Raw genomic sequence first — 17,818 nt, forward strand, 5'->3', positions numbered from 1 at the left:
TTAATCTTTCAAGACAGGCCCTGTGCGAAGCGCTGTCGAACTCAGCATTGAGCGCGGTCCGTGAATGAAGGTCCAGGCGGGTGCCTGTCTGCGCCACAGCACACCGGCATCGCTTTCATCGACCCGGGCAAAATCGAAGCGCTGCGCCATTTTCGACGACAGATAAGACAGGGTCGCACCGGGCCGGTCGATCACCGCAATTGGAAAGGTCATGGCGATCTTCTGCCAATCCTGCCAATGGTGAAAGGAGCGAAGATTATCCGCACCCATGATCCAGATGAAATGCACATGCGGGTTCAACCGCTTCACATGGTCCAGCGTGCGGGCGGTGTAGCTCGTGCCCAGCTCTGCCTCAAACGCAGTGATCTTCAGCCGGGGGTCCTGCGCCAGGCCCTCGCAGAGCGACAGCCGCTCGGCCAAAGGCGCCAGCTGGCTGTGGTTTTTCAGCGGGTTTCCGGGCGTCACCATCCACCACAACTGATCCAGGCCCAACCGGCGAAGGGCAATCTCGGCCACCAGCACATGGCCTTGATGCGGCGGATTGAACGATCCGCCGAACAGGCCGACCACCATGCCGCGCTCGGTATGCGGCATGCGCAGATAGTGTGCAGCGACCCCGGGATGGCTCACGTCAGGGCCGGATCTGGCCGGTGCCATGCACCCGGTACTTGAACGAGGTCAATTGCTCGACGCCAACCGGCCCGCGCGCATGCATTTTGCCCGTGGCAATGCCGATTTCACCGCCCATGCCAAACTCGCCACCATCGGCAAATTGCGTCGAGGCATTGTGCAGCAGGATGGCCGAATCCACTTCATTGAAAAACCGCTCGACCACAGCAGGGTCCTCGGCAATCACCGCCTCGGTATGATTGGAAGAATAGCGGGCGATATGGTCGATGGCCCCACCGATGCCATCAACAACGGCAACGGAAATGATCGCATCGAGATATTCGGTGCGCCAATCCTCGTCCACGGCAGCCTTCAGTCCGGGAAAGACTTTCAACACCGCCGCAGACGCCCGGATTTCACATCCCGCCTCGGTCAAGGCTTCGAGGATCGGCATCAGATGGCTGCCGATGGCCCCGCTGTCGATCAACAGGGTTTCGGCTGAACCGCAAATACCGGTCCGGCGCATCTTGGCATTGACGACAATGTTTTTCGCCATGTCGAGATCAGCGGAGCCATCGACATAGACATGGCAAAGGCCTTCCAGGTGAGCAAAGACCGGCACCCGCGCATCCGCCTGCACCCGCGCCACCAGGCTCTTGCCGCCCCGCGGCACGATCACGTCAATCGTGCCGTTCAGCCCGGTCAGCATCGCGCCAACCGCAGCGCGATCCGTGACTGGAACCAGCTGGATGGCATGGTCCGGCAGACCGGCAGCCACAAGCCCCGCCACCAGGCAGGCATGAATGGCCCGCGAAGAATTGACCGAGTCCGAGCCGCCGCGCAGGATCACGGCATTGCCGGATTTCAGGCAAAGCGCCCCCGCATCCGCCGTTACATTCGGGCGGCTCTCATAAATCACTCCGATCACGCCCAGCGGCGTGCGCACCCGTTCGATCTTCAAACCGTTCGGACGCTCCCAGGCCGCGATGACTTCCCCGACAGGGTCTTTCAGCTCAGCCACCTCACGCAGGCCCTTGGCCATCGCGGTGATTCGCTCGTCATTCAGCGTGAGCCGATCGATAAAGGAGGCCGCCTGCCCTGCCGCTTGCGCAGCCTTGAGATCGATGGCATTGGCGGCGATGATCTGGCTTTTTCCAGTCAGGATCGCTTCACTCATGGCGATCAACGCGGCATTCTTCTGGTCAGCAGAGGCAATGGCCAACGGTCGCGCAGCAGCCTTGGCCTTGGCACCGATGTCCAGCATCAGCGCGTCGATACCATCCGCCTTGGCGACTGTGTCAAGCATGGGCCTCATCCTTCTTCTTTGTACTCTTGCCGGCTTTCCTGCCGGTCTGTTCCGTCATCACCAGATCGTCACGATGGATCATCGCCGAGCGCCCGGCATAGCCGAGCAGCGCTTCGATCTCCGCCGATTTATGCCCGGCAATCCGGCGCGCCTCATCGGCATCATAACCCGCCAGGCCACGGGCAATTTCCCGCCCCTCCAGCCCGATCACCGAAATCGTGTCGCCACGATGAAACTGCCCGGACACCTCGCGCACGCCTGCGGGCAGCAGGCTTTTACCGGCCCGAAGTGCTGTTTCAGCGCCCGCATCGACGCTCAGAATACCAGCAGGCTGCAATTGTCCGGCAATCCAGGTCTTGCGGGCCGTCACCGGCATGGCAGACGGCGCGAACCAGGAATGGGCCGCACCCTCATCAATGCCGCGCAGCGGATTGAGCAGCTTGCCCGACGTAATGATCATCGCGCAGCCCGCACTTGTGGCAATCTTGCCCGCATCAATCTTGGTGCGCATGCCGCCGCGCGAAAATTCCGAGGCCGCACCGCCCGCCATCGCCTCGATTTCCGGGGTGATTTCGGCAATCACAGGCAGAAGTTTCGCGTCAGGATCGAGATGCGGCGGCGCGGTATAGAGCCCGTCGATATCGGAGAGCAGGATCAGCAGATCCGCACCGGTCATCGTCGCCACCCGGGCCGCCAGACGATCGTTATCGCCATAACGGATTTCGGTGGTCGCTACTGTGTCGTTTTCATTGATGATCGGAACCGCCCCCAGCTTCAACAGCTGATTGATGGTGGCGCGCGCATTGAGATAGCGGCGACGCTCTTCCGTATCACCCAGAGTCAGCAGGATCTGGCCGGCAACAATTGATGACCGCGACAGGCTTTCCGACCAATGCCGCGCCAGAGCAATTTGCCCCACGGCTGCCGCCGCCTGGCTTTCTTCCAGCTTCAAGGCACCGGCTGGCAGGTTCAGCACCGTGCGGCCAAGCGCGATGGCACCAGACGACACGACCAGCACCTCGACACCTTTGGCGCGCAGTGCGGCAATATCGTCACAGACGGCATCAAGCCAAGCATGTTTGAGGCCGGAACCCCGGTCCACCAGCAGGGCCGAGCCGATTTTGATGACGATACGCTTATAGCGCGAGAGAGAGGCAAGCGGTGCGCTCATTCCTCGCCCTCCTCACTCTCCTCTGGTCCATCTTCGTGTTGGGGCCGATCTTCCAGCTTGTGGCGATGTTTCTTCGGACGCTGCGAAATCGTCTCGTCGTCATAGCTGCGATTTTCAACGATCACGTCGCGCAATGCCCGCAGGACTTCGAGCATTCCCTTGCCGGTAATGGCGGAAATCATCATCGGCTTCTTGCCGCAGGCCTTTTGCAGGGCCTTGAGCTTCTTTTTCAGCTCATCCTCGTCCAGCACGTCGATCTGTGAGAGAGCGACGATCTCAGGCTTGTCTTCCAGACCACCATCATAGGCTTCCAGCTCATGGGCAACCGTGGTGTAGGCCTTGGCGACATCCTCTTCCTGGGCTGACACCAGATGCAGCAGCACCCGCGTGCGCTCGACATGGCCGAGGAAGCGGTCGCCAATGCCAACCCCTTCATGGGCACCTTCGATCAGGCCCGGAATGTCGGCCAGAATGAACTCGCGCTCATCCACGGTCGCCACACCCAGATTGGGATGCAGCGTGGTGAAGGGATAATTGGCGATTTTCGGGCGCGCCCGTGTCACCGCCGCCAGGAAGGTGGATTTTCCGGCATTGGGCAGGCCGACCAGACCGGCATCGGCAATCAACTTCAGCCGCAGCCAGATAGTCTTTTCTTCGCCTTCCAGACCGGGATTGGCCCAATCGGGCGCCTGATTGGTGGCCGATTTGAAATGCGCATTGCCAAAGCCGCCATTGCCGCCCGCTGCCAGCCGGAAGCGCTGGCCCTCGGTGACCATATCGACGATCAGCGTTTCCGCGTCTTCTTCGAAGATCTGGGTGCCAACAGGCACTTTCAGCGTCACATGCTCGCCATTGGCGCCGGTGCGGTTGCGCCCCATGCCATGGGTGCCGACCGTCGCCTTGAAATGCTGCTGAAAACGAAAATCGATCAGGGTGTTCAGACCATTGACGGCCTCTACCCAAACATCGCCACCGCGCCCGCCATCGCCACCATCCGGCCCGCCGAACTCGATGAACTTCTCGCGGCGGAACGAGACGGCACCTGCGCCGCCGTCACCTGATCGAATATAGACCTTTGCCTCGTCGAGAAATTTCATGTCGCTGCCATACTTCCTGTGTCAGGATACTCATATCATATATGCGGCCATCGTTATCGCCGCTTGACGCGGAGGTCAAAGAGTATCGTGCGTTTCGTCAGTTACAATATTCAATACGGGATCGGCCTGGACGGCAAATTCGACCCCATCAGGATCGCCAAAAACCTCGAGGGTGCCGATGTCATCGCCCTCCAGGAAGTCACCCGCGGTTATCCCGCTAATGGCGGGGCCGACCTGCCGGAAATTTTCGCCAACCATTTTCCCGAATATCATTGGGTCTATGGACCGGCCTGCGACCTGCACGCCTCTTCGGCGCTGATCAAGGGCCGCCGCGTCGACAAACGCTTCCAGTTTGGCAATATGGTGCTGTCGCGCTGGCCGATCCTCGCCAATCGGATGCTGCTTTTGCCGCGCACCCGCACCTTTGAAAAGCTCAACAATCAACGCGCAGCGACCGAAGCGGTGATCGATGCGCCCGGCGGGGCGCTCCGGGTCTATTCCGTCCATCTCGACCATGTCGCACCGGACGAGCGCATCGCCCAGATCCGGTTCCTCAAGGACCGCGCCATCAACTTCATCCAGGAAGGCGGAGCAATGACCGGCGGGCAGGAATTTGCCCTGCCGCAACCGCCGCTGCCGGAGGATTTCCTGCTGATGGGCGATTTCAACATGCAGCCGGATTCGCCGGAGTATCGCGAGATGGTCGGAACCATCGATGCTTACTACGGTCGCACCGCCCGCGCCGACACCCCTCTGGACGCATTGGCCCGGCTCGGCAAACTCAATGCCGAAAGTTACAGCTGGGAAGAGGTCGGCAAGCCGGATATGCGCATGCATCTCGATTATTGCTTCCTGAGCGGTTCGCTGGCCCATCGCCTGAAAGCGGCAAGCGTCGATACCGATGCGGTCGGCTCAGACCATTTTCCGGTCTGGGTGGAATTGGATTGAGGATGCGGCGACCGCGTCCGGCCGCCGCAACTGTTTTTAAAACGCTTTCGCTCTCTGAAACCCGTCCTGCGTCAGGCGGGTTTCAATATGCGGTGCCATGGCATTGCGCGACAGGCTGTAGAGATCGGCGCAGCGGGTCAGAGTGAAGCCCAGCTTGTCCTGGATCTTCAACGATGCGGCATTATCGGCAAAGGCGCCGGAATGCAGCACCGCCTCCGGCATACGCCGGAAGAACCGTTCCACCGCAGCCCGGGCTGCCTCGCTCATCAGCCCCCGCCCCCAGTAGAAACGATTGAGCCAATAGCCGAGATGCCAAAGCCCATGGCGCAGCTCCAGGCCAACCATGCCGATATGAACGTCATCGCCCGACGTGATGGCCAGATGCCAATCCGGCATGACACCGGCACTGGTGCGGTTCAGCCAGTCGCAAGCATCCTGCCGATCATAAGGCATCGGTACCCGGCTCAACATCCGGGTGACCTGCCAGTCGTTCAGCGAGGCGGCAATGGCATCCGCATCGGAAAGCCGATGCGGACGCAGCACCAATCGTTGCGTTTCAATCACCGGGCAAGGCCCAAGCGAGGGAAGCCGCGTTTGCAGCCGGGGCTTTTCAAGCGCAGCCATCACCGCATCTCCCCCCAGCTCTTCAGTGACATCCAGGTCTTCCGATCCAGCCGGTACCATTCCACCGGCACCATGCCACGGGCAGCCAGATGGCCGACCATGCCGGAACCCTGGAACTGGAAGCCGCATTTCTGGATGACCCGCCGTGCCGCCACATTGGTGACCCGGCAACGGGCATCGATGAAGGCGATGTCACGGGTCCGGAAGGCCATGTCGATCAGGGCATGGGCGGCTTCGGTGGCGTAGCCATTGTTCCAATAGGGCTCACCCAGCCAATAGCCGATTTCCAGTGTCTCCAGGTCGGTATGCGGCTCGAGCGCGCAGCACCCGAGAAATTCGCCATTTTCGCCCTTCGTAATCGCATAGACGCATTTACCGATCTCGCCGAGATTGGAACGTCGCACAAAATCGGCGGCATCGGCTGCCGTGTAAGGATGTGGCATACGCGACACCATGGTCGCAACGGCGGCGTTATTGGCGAGATGGGTAAGGGCGTCAATGTCTTCTACATGCGGAGCGCGCATAACCAGCCGCTGCGATAAGAGGACGGGGCAACTTTGCCTTAACCGATCCGGCCTCAGCCGATCGTCGGGTGACCGGAATTGGTCATCCCTCAGTAATAAGCGTTCCATGGCTCAGTCTCCTTTGGAGGTAAGAAAAAAGGGAAGAGAGGTGGCGCCTCATCTTCCCTTTTGTCTGACTGAACCTGTACGCTCAGCCGGGTCGATGAGACGCCGGCTGTTGGTAAGCGACCGGCTTTATTCTGCGGCTTCCGCCGTTTTCGGCATGACGGACACGAATACGCGGCCGTTGGACTTCGTACGGTAGGTGACATTGCCGGTGGTGAGTGCAAAGATCGTATGGTCCTTGCCCATGCCGACGTTTGCGCCCGGATGCCACTGCGTGCCGCGCTGACGAACGATAATATTGCCTGGAATGACGACTTCGCCGCCGAACTTCTTCACGCCAAGGCGCTTGGACTCGGAATCGCGACCGTTGCGCGACGAACCGCCAGCTTTTTTATGTGCCATTGGAGTTCTCCTTTAAAACCTGGTTTCCCGTTGACCGATTACGCAGCGACGATGTCGGTGATGCGAACGACTGTGTGGTGCTGGCGATGGCCGCGCGACCGCTTGGAATTCTGGCGACGGCGCTTCTTGAACGCGATGACCTTCTTGCCACGGTTATGCTCGACAACTTCAGCCTTCACGGTTGCACCAGCAACAAAAGGCGCACCGATCGTCGCATCGGCACCAACGCCAACAACGAGAATTTCGGTGAATTCAACGATAGCGCCAGCTTCGGCTTCCAGCTTTTCGATGGTCAGCACGTCGTTGGCGGCTACGCGGTACTGCTTACCGCCGGTCTTGATGACTGCGAACATATTTTATCCTTCCATGTTCGTTACCGGTTCTGACCGGCAGGTGCCGGACGACCGTCTTTTTGTCAGTCGGAGAGCAGATCTTGAGATCTGCCGGTGGAAACCTCTCGGCAAAGCGAGAAGCGATTATAGACTTGAGAACCCACACAGAGGGATCACCCATATCTAAAGTCGCACGTCGCATACGTGAGAAGCCCCAAGCTGTCAAGGCGAAAGCCCCTAAACACAAAGAGAATTCCAGACGATAGACCACCCGCGCATCACATCACCCTCGCCCTTTGTCTTTCCTGCAACAGACAGGCAGCATACCAGCACGGCGATCCATCCGAGCGATCCGTCACGCCGCAGAGAATTATGCCTTTTTCGCTCTTGCCAGCCCCCTCAATCGCCGCTATGAGACAGCCCGCGCCACACAAGCGCCGACCAGACCGCGGAGAGGTGGCTGAGTGGTCGAAAGCACCGCACTCGAAATGCGGCATACGGGCAACCGTATCGTGGGTTCGAATCCCACCCTCTCCGCCATTTAATTAATAAATTCAATATTTTAGCCTATTATCTAAGAATTATAACGGTCAGCAGATTCGAACTTGCGATCACAAATGATCGCAGGGCCACGTTATCGGCGCGACCTGGCACAGAAACCTATTGGGATCGAATTCGACGGACGAGTTCCGCGTTGCTACGAGAACCGGAATTTAACATGTGCAGCCCAACATGTTAAAAATATCGCCATTGGTTAACATGTCAGGACGCACATGTTAAAGCCACACCACAGCTCTTCTTGCCAAACGATGTCGTCTGAAAAGCTTCAGGCCAAGAACATCTCACTGACTGCTTTGAGCGTTCAATGCACGAATAACGTCGGCACCGAGTTGCTGCGTATTCTTCAGTCCGCCCTTCGAATTGAAGACATCCACGCCGACTTTGGGCGCTATCGATCTGAGGATCTCCTTGACGACCATCGGCTGCTTCGCGCCACCGCGAAACACCCGGATTACACCATTTTCATACCTTACGATCTCGATATCTGAATACGGTGCTCTTGCTGTAATCTCTAGATCTTCGACTGGTCGTGCCTCACGAGGGGCACGACTGATCGGATAAACAAACTTGTTGCCCTGAACGCGCATCAGCCGACGGGCCTCGTCTGCTCGCACGTCAAGAAGCTCTTCAACCGACACGCCCTTCTCTTCATCGACATTAACGCGTAACACCATAACACGGTCGACATGGTGAAACGTGTTTTGGTTGAAGTCCACATGATTGGAAGTGGTGACACTCTTGACCGATATCTGTTCATTGGAAGCAGAAACGACATCATAACCGCGCTGATTGATATCCAGTGCCATTTGGCCACGGGTGATCATCGCAGCGTAAAGCTCGCCGGGACTGACACCCCAGCTGATCTCTTTCTCGAACCAGGATAAAGCTTCCGCCAACGACTGAATGATCTGGACTTGTGTGAGCGTCGGTCGGTCGGATCCGCTCGTCATGATTATGCTCCGGTTTCAATCTAAGCTAATGATCTTCGTTGGCGCAAATGTCTGAACTTTCTTGACACCAGAAACCATTCCTTTGACGAAGCTCGGCGTGCCTATAGCTCCCTTCAGCCAACACTCCTTTTTAGCCGTGATGTAAGTGAATGCGATGCACCGTCTGTCATCGATACAGGTCAGTCGGCAGTCAATTGGGGTTTGTGCTGAACGTTCGGGGTATCGGAAGAGATCGCCGCCCGGCAGATCAATATCCTCAAACAACGAGCTTTGCGGATCGATGGTGCCAAGCGTGATGCTGGAGGGGTCGGCTTCAGCAGCGCTCAAGAAGCGACCGGAGAGAGCAACACTGTTTCCATCCGCCCGACCTGCGCTGGATTTCAGAAAACAGTTCGGTCCTTTCTTAATCTTCGGATTCGCGTTAAAGGTGAAGGCCTTGCACTGCCCGTTCATAGCCAAGCAACGCTGAGCGCAAACACCGGCATCATTGACCTGAATGGAAGATATATCATCCCCGAACATATCCATGCCGGTGTAGATCACCATCCGATTTACGCGTTTCGTAAACTCTTCCAGCGGCGACAGCTCAGCCTGCGAATCGACATCGCCCTTAAGTGGCGCTGCAGATGAAACTGCAGGCGCAGCAGGTGATGTTGCATTTCCCTCTGCCAATGCATTTGACGTGCCGGAAGCAGTGCCTGTTGTCGGTGCTGGGATGTTGATCGTGGTCGGTGTGCCGGAAGCCTCGCTACCAGAACGATTGAGCTTATAGCGCTCAATCTCATCCTGGGTGAAAACGTGCATATCATCAGGTGGGGTCTTGAACATGATCTGCATCACGTCCATCGGTGTGCTGAAGCGGTTTAACACCTCAATGATGTCGGATATTGCCAACTGCGCCCCAACAAGGTCTGGCGAATCTGATGAAATCTGATGCACGCCGAGTTCACCATCGACCTTCCGCTCGTTGCCGGCAAGGAAAACGTAGGAACACGCGGAATAGCACTTGCTCTCCTTAGGAATGTAAGTGGCGAACTTACGCTGATGGATATCGTCGGCGATAAGCAGCCCCATTTGCACGTCGCCGCCTGGGCTATTGAGCGTTATCAGCTTTGCATTAGGAGCGGCCTGGAACACGCGGCGGAAATTCAAAGCTGAACCCGCGTCGATAACGCCGTCCATGGAGATAACGTCAGGTTTTGCGTCGTTGATTGAGAACGGACCGAACCGTTTCTCTGCCCCCAGCGCTGAACCGCTCCAGACAGCAACAACCACAGCCCCGACAATAGTGCTTACAACTGATCGAAAAGCTTTACCCATACCCACACCCCAACCATGAGTATATCAAACAGCATGTGGCTCGGGCTGGCAAGATTGCCAATTTCTGGGTGGTGCATATCAAAATTGCACTTAGTCGATCACCCACAAGGACATTGCTGCATCGGGATAGTCCTCACCTCCTGGGGCATCCTATGCACGATCTCCAACAACGATTTGAGATCACATGGCAACGATCCGGAAGCTCGCGAAGCCTCTGGGTGGCGTGGTTCATATCAGCCTTGCCTCTCACAGCAAAAGCGCTACACTCGTGGCGCTAATGGACGGAAAGCTTTGGGAGGAGCGTTACGTGAAACGGATGTGGCCAGACGAATTTGCCTTTATACTGGACGATGCGGAAGAAGTTGACCTTCAAATTCCGTCGGTTGCGCACAGCGATGGTTCAACCGAAAAGGCGATTACGAGGAGAGCTTTGAAAGCTCGTATCAGCCAGCAGGATTTCGAAAAGATCTGGCACTTCTCTGAGGCTCGCTATCGGCTTACCGGACGCTTTTCGGGTAAAGCGATCACGTTGATCACCAACAACCCGCATTACCGTAACTGGCATCCGTCCGACGGTGGCAGCGTTGAGAGTGTTTCCGATAGCGGTCAGCACTATACGACACGTTATGTGATTGTGCATTTTCTTCTGGATGATGTCCGAGAGACTGTCGAGGTTTAAACCGACAATGTCCGTTCCGGCCATGCGGTGAGTGAGCGATGCCGTCGAGTATCCATTGCCAGGATAATTCTTGGCGCTCTTCCAACGGAATCCTACGCATGAGCTTCAATATGTATTGGAGATCACGTGGCAATGATCTGGAAACTCAGAGGACGCTGGCAAGCTCAGGGTGCATCGAGGTGTATGAACCCGCGAGCCGCGAGTTTCGACAGCGAAGGTGATGCGAGAAGTGGTCGAGACAGCCGAAGCATAGTTCGATCCCTTCACAAATCGACGCTCGTCGCCATTTCGCCTCCGCATGTCGTTGTCGCGGCAGTCGAATAGCGATGTTGATGTTCTGCTGATGGGGTTAAGGTGCATTGTCTACCTGACTGATCTTTTCGAGGAGGAAAAGGTTTTGAATACGGCAGAACTGCTGTGTTCAAAGAACTGTCAGGCGAGCAGTAGCTTCGAATCTAAACCCAGAGGAGGAATGGGAATGAGCAGGAACAGAGGTGTCGTGTATTTGCGGCCGGGCAAAGTCGAGGTGAGAGATATCGATGATCCCAAGCTCGAGGCACCGGACGGTCGTCGGATCGAGCATGGCGTCATCCTAAAAGTCATTTCTACTAATATCTGCGGGTCCGACCAGCATATGGTACGTGGACGCACTACGGCCTTGCCAGGTCTCGTGCTGGGCCATGAAATTACTGGTGAGGTCATCGAAAAGGGCGTCGATGTCGAGATGCTGGAAATCGGAGATATCGTCTCAGTGCCCTTCAACGTCGCCTGTGGCCGCTGCCGCTGCTGCAAGTCGCAGGATACTGGCGTCTGCCTGACCGTCAATCCATCACGCGCGGGCGGGGCCTATGGGTATGTTGACATGGGCGGCTGGATCGGCGGCCAGGCCCGTTACGTTACCGTCCCCTACGCGGATTTCAATCTCTTGAAATTTCCGGATCGCGATAGGGCTTTATCGAAAATCCGCGATCTTACGATGTTGTCCGATATCCTGCCGACGGGTTTTCACGGGGCAGTGAAGGCGGGGGTCGGTGTCGGATCGACGGTCTATGTAGCAGGCGCCGGTCCGGTCGGTCTCGCAGCAGCAGCATCAGCGCGCATTCTTGGTGCAGCGGTCGTGATGATCGGTGATTTCAACAAGGATCGCCTTGCCCATGCCGCCAAGGTCGGATTCGAGCCGATCGATCTGTCGAAGAGCGACCGGCTCGGGGACATGATTGCCCAGGTCATTGGGATTGATGAAGTCGATAGCGCTATCGATGCCGTCGGATTCGAAGCCCGCGGACATTCGGGCAGCGAGCAGCCGGCCATAGTTCTGAACCAGATGATGGAGATCACCCGCGCGGCAGGCTCGATCGGCATTCCAGGCCTCTATGTCACGGACGACCCCGGTGCCGTAGATGACGCCGCCAGAAAGGGCAGCCTGTCCCTTCGACTGGGTCTTGGCTGGGCGAAGGCCCAGTCCTTCCACACCGGCCAGACGCCCGTGCTGAAATACAATCGTCAGCTCATGCAAGCCATCCTTCACGACCGGCTACCGATCGCCGACATCGTCAACGCAAAGATCATTTCGCTTGATGACGCCGCGCAGGGCTATGAAAGCTTTGATCAGGGGGCAGCGGTAAAATACGTGCTGGACCCTCATGGAGACCTGACGAAGGCCGCCTAATCTGCTCTGGCAGCATTGCGGCTCGCTGTCCTTGCTCCGTCCCACGAACGAAGGCCGGACAAGGGCAGCCGGTTCGGCTGCGCTATCATCCCCAACGATCTGGCGAATCCTTATCATAGCCGCGCTTTAGATCTTCCCGTGGTAGTGCCGGAATCATCCTTGGCCCCCTCAACCGGGCATCCTACGCATCGTCTCGATCGCAAACGGAGATTGAGATGGCAACGATCAGAAAACTGAGAGGACGCTGGCAAGCCCAGGTGCGCCGTCGTGGAATGAAGCCCCGGTGCAAGTCCTTTGACAGCAAGCAGGAAGCGGAGAAGTGGGCGCGCGATCTGGAAGCCCAGGTCGATCGCTTCGATGCAGCTCCAGACACGAAGATCCTCGAAAGCACGACGCTGGGGCAGCTCCTGGAGCGCTACCAGCGCGAGATCTTGCCCACCAAACGCGGTTCCATCCAGGAGATCCAACGGATCGATGTGCTACGCCGCCATGATCTCGCCTATCGGACGCTGATCGGCCTAAGCCAACAAGACATTGCGTCGTTCCGTGACGAGCGCCTTCACTCTGTAGCTCCATCTACCACGGTTCGTGAACTCCCGATCCTCAGCTGTCAATCAGCTGCGAACATCGTCGCGGCATGCCTCTTCTGCAACACGACACGACATAAGGCGAAGCATCCCGTAGACGCGGCCACACACGCTGCCGTCGTGCGTTCCAGGCTGGAGAAGGGCAGGTAGCACCCGCCGCAGGTTACTCCCGCTTTTAGCGAACAAGCGACCCCACCGATCTGACGCAAAGGGCTCGGAAGCACGCAATCGTCAAGTCAAAAATGGAGGGAAAAATACGCGTCAAAATGTATCGCGCCATGTATCGCTCCAAGTATCGTAATCGGGATTATCTGTCAGTGTATTGGCGGAAACCCTTGATTTTTATGTAATTATGGAAGAGTCCCACCCTCTCTACCATTTATTACCTCACTCCCCTGCTTCCAAGTCTAAAAGCTCACTCTCATAACGGAAACGGCTGCGCTCCGGTGAAGGCTCACGGGCAAGCGGTTCTGTTTCGGCCAGCAGTCTGTTGGCCATTGCCGTGGCACCGTCGGTGATGGCGCGTTTGCCGATGAAGCCGCCGGGGAGTTGGATGGTGGCGGTCATGGCGTGGATCAGGTGATTGAGCAGGGTGGCGTCAGGCAATTCGGGTACCTGCCAGAAGCTGGCGAGACTTTGCTGATGGGTGAGGCCGGGTACGTCGTAGATTGCTGGCGCAAGCGCCATGACCGGGACGGCATGTTGCAACGCTGTCAGGCCGACTGTGGAATTGACCGTCACCAGGCCTCGGCTCGCCCTTATCAAAGCGGTCAGGTCACCGCCGTCGATCACATCGATCTGATGGGCAATGCCGCAGCGCGCCGCCATGCGGGCAATGTCTGATGACCAGTCACGCAGACCGTTGTCGATTGGATGGGTCTTGAACAGCAACCTGCTGCCGGATGGCGCGTGGCGGGCAAAGGAACGGATCACGGCTTGCAGGATGCGAAACAGATCGCCCATCGGCGCATGACGGCGGATCTGGTAATCCCCCGGCAATTGGAGCGGAAAAAGATAGAAGTCGAAATCTTTGTCCGGCGCCAGATAGCGGTGTTGCAGGCGCAATGCTTGTGCCTTTCGCCTGCGCGCAGTCAGGCCCTTGACGATCCAGCCACTATATTCCACGACGGGATGGACAGGGCCATGCGCCTTGTAATGCGGATGCAGCAGCCAGCCGAGTGCGACATTCGGGATATGATAGATCAGGTCATAAAGCGCATAGGTGAGAAAGCTGGAGGGATAGGGACTGCGCGGCGGTGGAGCCTCGACGCCCTGCGCCAAGGCCACGATTGCCTGCGGATCGACTGGAAACCGCGACTGGCTGGACATGCCGAACGGCTCCACCGTCAGCCAGTCTGGCCGCAGATAGCCATGTTCGAAAATATGGGCGCGCAGGCCAAGCCTGGTGCATAGTTCAACGGCGGCAGCGTGTTTGGGACGGCCATCGCCCAGCATCAGCACATCGGTAATGCCGTGACGCAGAATGAGCCGTTCAAGAAAGCCGAGCCAGGCATCGTCCCGGCCACGAAAAAAGTCAAAAGGCCATTTTCTCCAGAAAATGACATCACCTGAACAAAAATTGACCTTACGCACGGCTACGTCGCGCGTTTCCAAGGCTCTTGCGAGCGCTGGAAGAAACGGCGAGGCCGGGCCTTGGAGAAACAGAAATGTGCGTCGCTTTGTCACTCGATATAAACGATTCTCTAACGAATCCCTGCCTTCTGTGGTGTTTAAGTCATACGACAAAATTATAACATGGCCTATAAGAGCCGTTGAATTGAAAACCTTGCGTGGAAATTGAGACGAGGGGTCCCGTCCGCAATGACATCATCTGAGCCGACAAAGGCCGTATTGTTCCTTCAGGGGCCTCCCTCCATTCTCTGGACGGAATTTGCAAGAGCTTTTGAACAAGCGGGCGTAAAAACCCATCATGTGAATTTTACGTTGGGCGATTTTCTGTTCTGGCGCAAACGCGGCGCCAAAAATTACCGCGGTTCCTTTTCCAAATGGCCAGCCTATCTGCGGCGGCTGATTGCCGAAAAGGGCATTACCGATATCGTCTATTATGCGGACCGCCTGCCCTATCACGCCAAAGCGGCTGAAATCGGCGCTGAAATCGGTGTCCGCTGTCATGCGGTCGAATGGGGCTATCTGCGGCCGGACTGGCTGACCTTCGAGCGCGACGGCATGGGCCGCTTCTCGCATTTTCCCAACGATCCGAAGACTATTCGCGCCATTGCCGCCAAGGTGGAAGAGCCTGATATCGCGGTGAAATATCCGCATACGTTCGGACAGGAAGCCTTCAACGAAGTGATCTACAACCTGCTGAATTTCTTCGGCAGGCCCTTCTATCCGCTCTATAACGCCGACAAATATTATTCCGCCCTGGTGGACTATCTGCCTTGGCTGCTGAAAGCCGGCGTCAAGCCTGCCCGACTGCCGGAGGGATTTCTGGAGGACGGCCAGCCGCCTTTCTATCTCGTCGCCCTGCAATTGCAGAGCGATTACCAGATCCGTGCCAATTCACCCTACCGGCATCTGCGCGACATGATGCGGCAGGTAATCGCCTCCTTCGTCAAGAATGCGCCAGCGGGTAGCAAGCTGCTGTTCAAGCAGCACCCGCTCGACAATGGCCTGGAGCGTTGGCAAAAGGTGCTTCGCCATATCGCACGCGAGTTCAAGATCGAGGATCGCGTCGTCTTTATCGAGGAAGGCGACCTGCACGATATTCTGCAAAAGACGGCGGGTGTTGTCATCGTCAATTCCACGGTCGGCCTTCACAGCCTGCGCGCCCAAAAGCCAACCATCGTGCTGGGCTGCGCGGTGTTTGACGTGCCAGGGCTGACCCATCAGGGCCGGCTGGATGATTTCTGGAAGCGGCCGGAGCCGGTCGATCCCGAATTGATGCGCGATCTCGTCAAGGCCCTGGCCGCGACCATTCAGATCAAAGGCGATTTCTTCAACAAGGCAGGCCGTCAGGCGGCCATTGGCGCCATGGTGCAGCGGGTTATCGAGGGAACGGTCAATATGCCCGACGCCTTCATCGATCCGCCACCGCGGCTTACCTCGCCCAAGGGCATCCTGACCGTTCTGGGAAGACCCGTCGAACTCGATTGGGAAGAAGACGCGGCGGTGCCTGATATGACCTATGCGCGGTCCGGCCCAACCCGCTGAATTCGCCAGTCAGGACTTCATAAAAAAGGGCGCGGAGTGAAAAACTCCGCGCCCTTTTTTGACGAATAATAGCCAATCAGTGCCGGAAGTGACGCACGCCAGTAAAGACCATGGCGACGCCGTGCTCGTCGGCGGCAGCAATCACCTCGGCATCGCGCATGGAACCGCCCGGCTGGATCACCGCCGTCGCACCGGCGGCAATTGCAGCCAGCAATCCATCGGCAAAGGGATAGAAGGCTTCGGAGGCAACGGCAGAGCCACGGGTCAGCGGCTCGGCAAGCCCCATGGCCTTGGCCGCGTCCTCGGCTTTCATCGCGGCGATCCGGGCGGAATCCAGCCGGCTCATCTGGCCCGCGCCAATGCCGACCGCCTGGCCGTCCTTGGCATAAATGACAGCGTTGGATTTCACATGCTTGGCGATCTTGAAGGCCAGTTTCATGTCTTCCAGCTCGGCTGCGGTCGGCGCGCGCTTGGTGACGACCTTGAGGTCCAGATCTTCCACCACCAGATTGTCACGGCTTTGCACCAGCAGGCCACCCGATACCGTCTTGGCCGTCAGGCCTGGCGCACGTGGGTCGGCCAGACCGCCGGTGGTCAACAGCCGCAGATTGGCCTTGCGGGCAATGATGGCCTTTGCCTCGTCCGTGACATCAGGGGCGATGATCACTTCGGTAAACAGCTTGACGATTTCTTCGGCGGTTTCAGCGTCCAGAGTCTGGTTCAGCGCGATAATGCCGCCGAAAGCCGAAACGCTGTCGCAGCCCAGTGCCCGGCGATAGGCATCGGCGAGCGTCTTGCCGACCGCGACACCGCATGGATTGGCGTGTTTGATGATGGCGCAGGCCGGGCCGTTTTCGGGCAGAAATTCCGAGACCAGCTCGAAGGCGGCATCGGTATCGTTGATATTGTTATAGGAAAGCTGCTTGCCCTGCAAAAGCGTGGCAGTGGCGACGCCCGGACGCTGATCGCCATTGACGTAGAAACCGGCTTTCTGGTGCGGGTTTTCTCCATAGCGCATTTCCTCGCGCAGGCTGCCGCCGATCACCCGATTGCGCGGCGTCTCGATAGCAAGCGCCTCGGCAAACCAGTTGGAAATCGTTGCGTCATAAGCGGCGGTGCGGGCATAGGCGCGGGCGGCAAATTGCTGGCGCAGCGCATAAGGCGTATGGCAACCGCCAGCTTTGAGGGCTTCCAGAAGCTGGGCATAATCGGCAGGGTCCGTCACCACGGTGACATAGGCGTGGTTCTTGGCGGAAGCGCGGATCATCGCCGGGCCACCGATATCGATATTTTCGACCGTGGTCGGATAATCGCCGCCCGCTGCCAGAACGGCCTCGAACGGGTAAAGGTTGATGACGGCGAGATCGATGGCCTCGATCTTGTGCGCCTGCATGGCCTTCACATGGTCTTCATCGTCGCGGATGGCAAGCAGACCGCCATGCACGGAAGGATGCAGGGTCTTGACCCGGCCATCCATGATTTCCGGAAAGCCGGTCACGTCTGACACGTCGGTTGCGGGCAGGCCTGCCTCGATCAGCGCCTTGTAGGTGCCGCCGGTTGACAGCAGCCGCACGCCCATATCGTTCAAGGCCCGGGCAAGATCGACAATGCCGCTCTTGTCGAACACAGACAGCAGGGCGGTGCGAATCTGCACTCTGTCTGGAACAGGGATTTTCTTCGAGACAACAGCCATGGCCTTCACTCCGAAAGAGCAATTCCTGGATGGACTTCAAAAGCATCCCAGAGGTGGAATTGCGTGA

The 17,818-nt window shown here is 57.8% G+C and carries 16 protein-coding genes, 1 tRNA gene and 1 pseudogene; 6 read left to right on the forward strand and 12 right to left on the reverse strand.

Features of this window, described 5'->3' with window-relative positions; translation table 11 throughout:
* Genes FS819_RS15470 through obgE form a run of 4 tightly spaced genes read right to left on the reverse strand, consistent with a single transcriptional unit; the run spans position 1 to position 4,183 of the window.
* Positions 1-657 (reverse strand): nicotinate-nucleotide adenylyltransferase, encoded by a 657-nt coding sequence (locus FS819_RS15470; protein WP_070166307.1) that lies wholly within the window; start codon positions 655-657, stop codon positions 1-3.
* A complete protein-coding gene (locus FS819_RS15475) occupies positions 632-1,915 on the reverse strand; it encodes a glutamate-5-semialdehyde dehydrogenase (protein ID WP_156548085.1) in 1,284 nt (427 codons plus the stop codon). The genes FS819_RS15470 and FS819_RS15475 overlap by 26 nt, the downstream gene beginning before the upstream one ends.
* Complete coding sequence (gene proB / locus FS819_RS15480) at positions 1,908-3,086, reverse strand: glutamate 5-kinase (protein ID WP_156548086.1); 1,179 nt, start codon at positions 3,084-3,086, stop codon at positions 1,908-1,910. The genes FS819_RS15475 and proB overlap by 8 nt, the downstream gene beginning before the upstream one ends.
* Positions 3,083-4,183 (reverse strand): GTPase ObgE, encoded by a 1,101-nt coding sequence (obgE, locus tag FS819_RS15485; RefSeq protein WP_156548087.1) that lies wholly within the window; start codon positions 4,181-4,183, stop codon positions 3,083-3,085. The genes proB and obgE overlap by 4 nt, the downstream gene beginning before the upstream one ends.
* An 87-nt stretch (positions 4,184-4,270) precedes the next feature.
* Here obgE and FS819_RS15490 point away from each other — a divergent pair, with 87 nt between their 5' ends.
* Positions 4,271-5,131: an endonuclease/exonuclease/phosphatase family protein gene (locus FS819_RS15490; RefSeq protein ID WP_234624557.1), complete on the forward strand. Its 861-nt coding sequence runs from the start codon at positions 4,271-4,273 to the stop codon at positions 5,129-5,131.
* 36 nt (positions 5,132-5,167) lie between these two features.
* On the opposite strand, the gene FS819_RS15495 is transcribed toward FS819_RS15490, so the two are convergent.
* The 4 genes from FS819_RS15495 to rplU form a co-directional block, all read right to left on the reverse strand.
* Positions 5,168-5,755, reverse strand: coding sequence for a GNAT family N-acetyltransferase (locus FS819_RS15495; RefSeq protein WP_070166302.1), 588 nt, complete (start codon positions 5,753-5,755; stop codon positions 5,168-5,170).
* Complete coding sequence (locus tag FS819_RS15500; protein WP_060718758.1) at positions 5,755-6,387, reverse strand: GNAT family N-acetyltransferase; 633 nt, start codon at positions 6,385-6,387, stop codon at positions 5,755-5,757. Before FS819_RS15500 ends, FS819_RS15495 begins: the two co-directional genes overlap by 1 nt.
* 126 nt (positions 6,388-6,513) lie before the next feature.
* Positions 6,514-6,786 carry a 50S ribosomal protein L27 gene (gene rpmA, locus FS819_RS15505; protein ID WP_015917517.1) on the reverse strand — a complete coding sequence of 91 codons (273 nt, stop codon included), beginning with the start codon at positions 6,784-6,786 and terminating at the stop codon, positions 6,514-6,516.
* A 38-nt stretch (positions 6,787-6,824) separates the two neighbouring features.
* The gene (gene rplU / locus FS819_RS15510) at positions 6,825-7,139 is read right to left on the reverse strand and encodes a 50S ribosomal protein L21 (RefSeq protein WP_015917518.1); all 315 of its coding nucleotides are present in this window, start codon (positions 7,137-7,139) and stop codon (positions 6,825-6,827) included.
* A gap of 429 nt (positions 7,140-7,568) precedes the next feature.
* Here rplU and FS819_RS15515 point away from each other — a divergent pair.
* Positions 7,569-7,658: transfer RNA gene (locus FS819_RS15515), tRNA-Ser, on the forward strand.
* A 302-nt stretch (positions 7,659-7,960) separates the two neighbouring features.
* On the opposite strand, the gene FS819_RS15520 is transcribed toward FS819_RS15515, so the two are convergent.
* Positions 7,961-8,629, reverse strand: a complete 669-nt coding sequence (locus FS819_RS15520; RefSeq protein WP_156548088.1) for a hypothetical protein — start codon at positions 8,627-8,629, stop codon at positions 7,961-7,963.
* Positions 8,630-8,644: 15 nt separating this feature from the next.
* Positions 8,645-9,949, reverse strand: a complete 1,305-nt coding sequence (locus FS819_RS15525; protein WP_234624558.1) for a PAN domain-containing protein — start codon at positions 9,947-9,949, stop codon at positions 8,645-8,647.
* Between the two features lie 316 nt (positions 9,950-10,265).
* Between FS819_RS15525 and FS819_RS15530 the strand changes: the two genes are divergently transcribed.
* The 3 genes and pseudogenes from FS819_RS15530 to FS819_RS15540 all read left to right on the forward strand — a co-directional run.
* Positions 10,266-10,628 (forward strand): hypothetical protein, encoded by a 363-nt coding sequence (locus FS819_RS15530; protein ID WP_156548212.1) that lies wholly within the window; start codon positions 10,266-10,268, stop codon positions 10,626-10,628.
* Between the two features lie 478 nt (positions 10,629-11,106).
* Positions 11,107-12,297 (forward strand): formaldehyde dehydrogenase, glutathione-independent, encoded by a 1,191-nt coding sequence (gene fdhA / locus FS819_RS15535; RefSeq protein ID WP_070166286.1) that lies wholly within the window; start codon positions 11,107-11,109, stop codon positions 12,295-12,297.
* Between the two features lie 215 nt (positions 12,298-12,512).
* Positions 12,513-12,905, forward strand: a pseudogene (locus FS819_RS15540) (site-specific integrase); the annotation flags it as partial.
* A 366-nt stretch (positions 12,906-13,271) separates the two neighbouring features.
* Here FS819_RS15540 and FS819_RS15545 read toward each other — a convergent pair.
* Positions 13,272-14,570 carry a capsule polysaccharide biogenesis protein gene (locus FS819_RS15545; protein WP_234624559.1) on the reverse strand — a complete coding sequence of 433 codons (1,299 nt, stop codon included), beginning with the start codon at positions 14,568-14,570 and terminating at the stop codon, positions 13,272-13,274.
* A 135-nt stretch (positions 14,571-14,705) separates the two neighbouring features.
* Between FS819_RS15545 and FS819_RS15550 the strand changes: the two genes are divergently transcribed.
* The gene (locus FS819_RS15550) at positions 14,706-16,058 is read left to right on the forward strand and encodes a capsule polysaccharide biogenesis protein (protein ID WP_156548090.1); all 1,353 of its coding nucleotides are present in this window, start codon (positions 14,706-14,708) and stop codon (positions 16,056-16,058) included.
* Between the two features lie 76 nt (positions 16,059-16,134).
* On the opposite strand, the gene purH is transcribed toward FS819_RS15550, so the two are convergent.
* Positions 16,135-17,751 carry a bifunctional phosphoribosylaminoimidazolecarboxamide formyltransferase/IMP cyclohydrolase gene (gene purH / locus FS819_RS15555; protein ID WP_156548091.1) on the reverse strand — a complete coding sequence of 539 codons (1,617 nt, stop codon included), beginning with the start codon at positions 17,749-17,751 and terminating at the stop codon, positions 16,135-16,137.
* Positions 17,752-17,818: the final 67 nt, after the last annotated feature.

It is taken from the genome of Allorhizobium sp. Av2 (assembly GCF_021462805.2).
Classification (GTDB): Bacteria; Pseudomonadota; Alphaproteobacteria; order Rhizobiales; family Rhizobiaceae; genus Allorhizobium; species Allorhizobium vitis_G.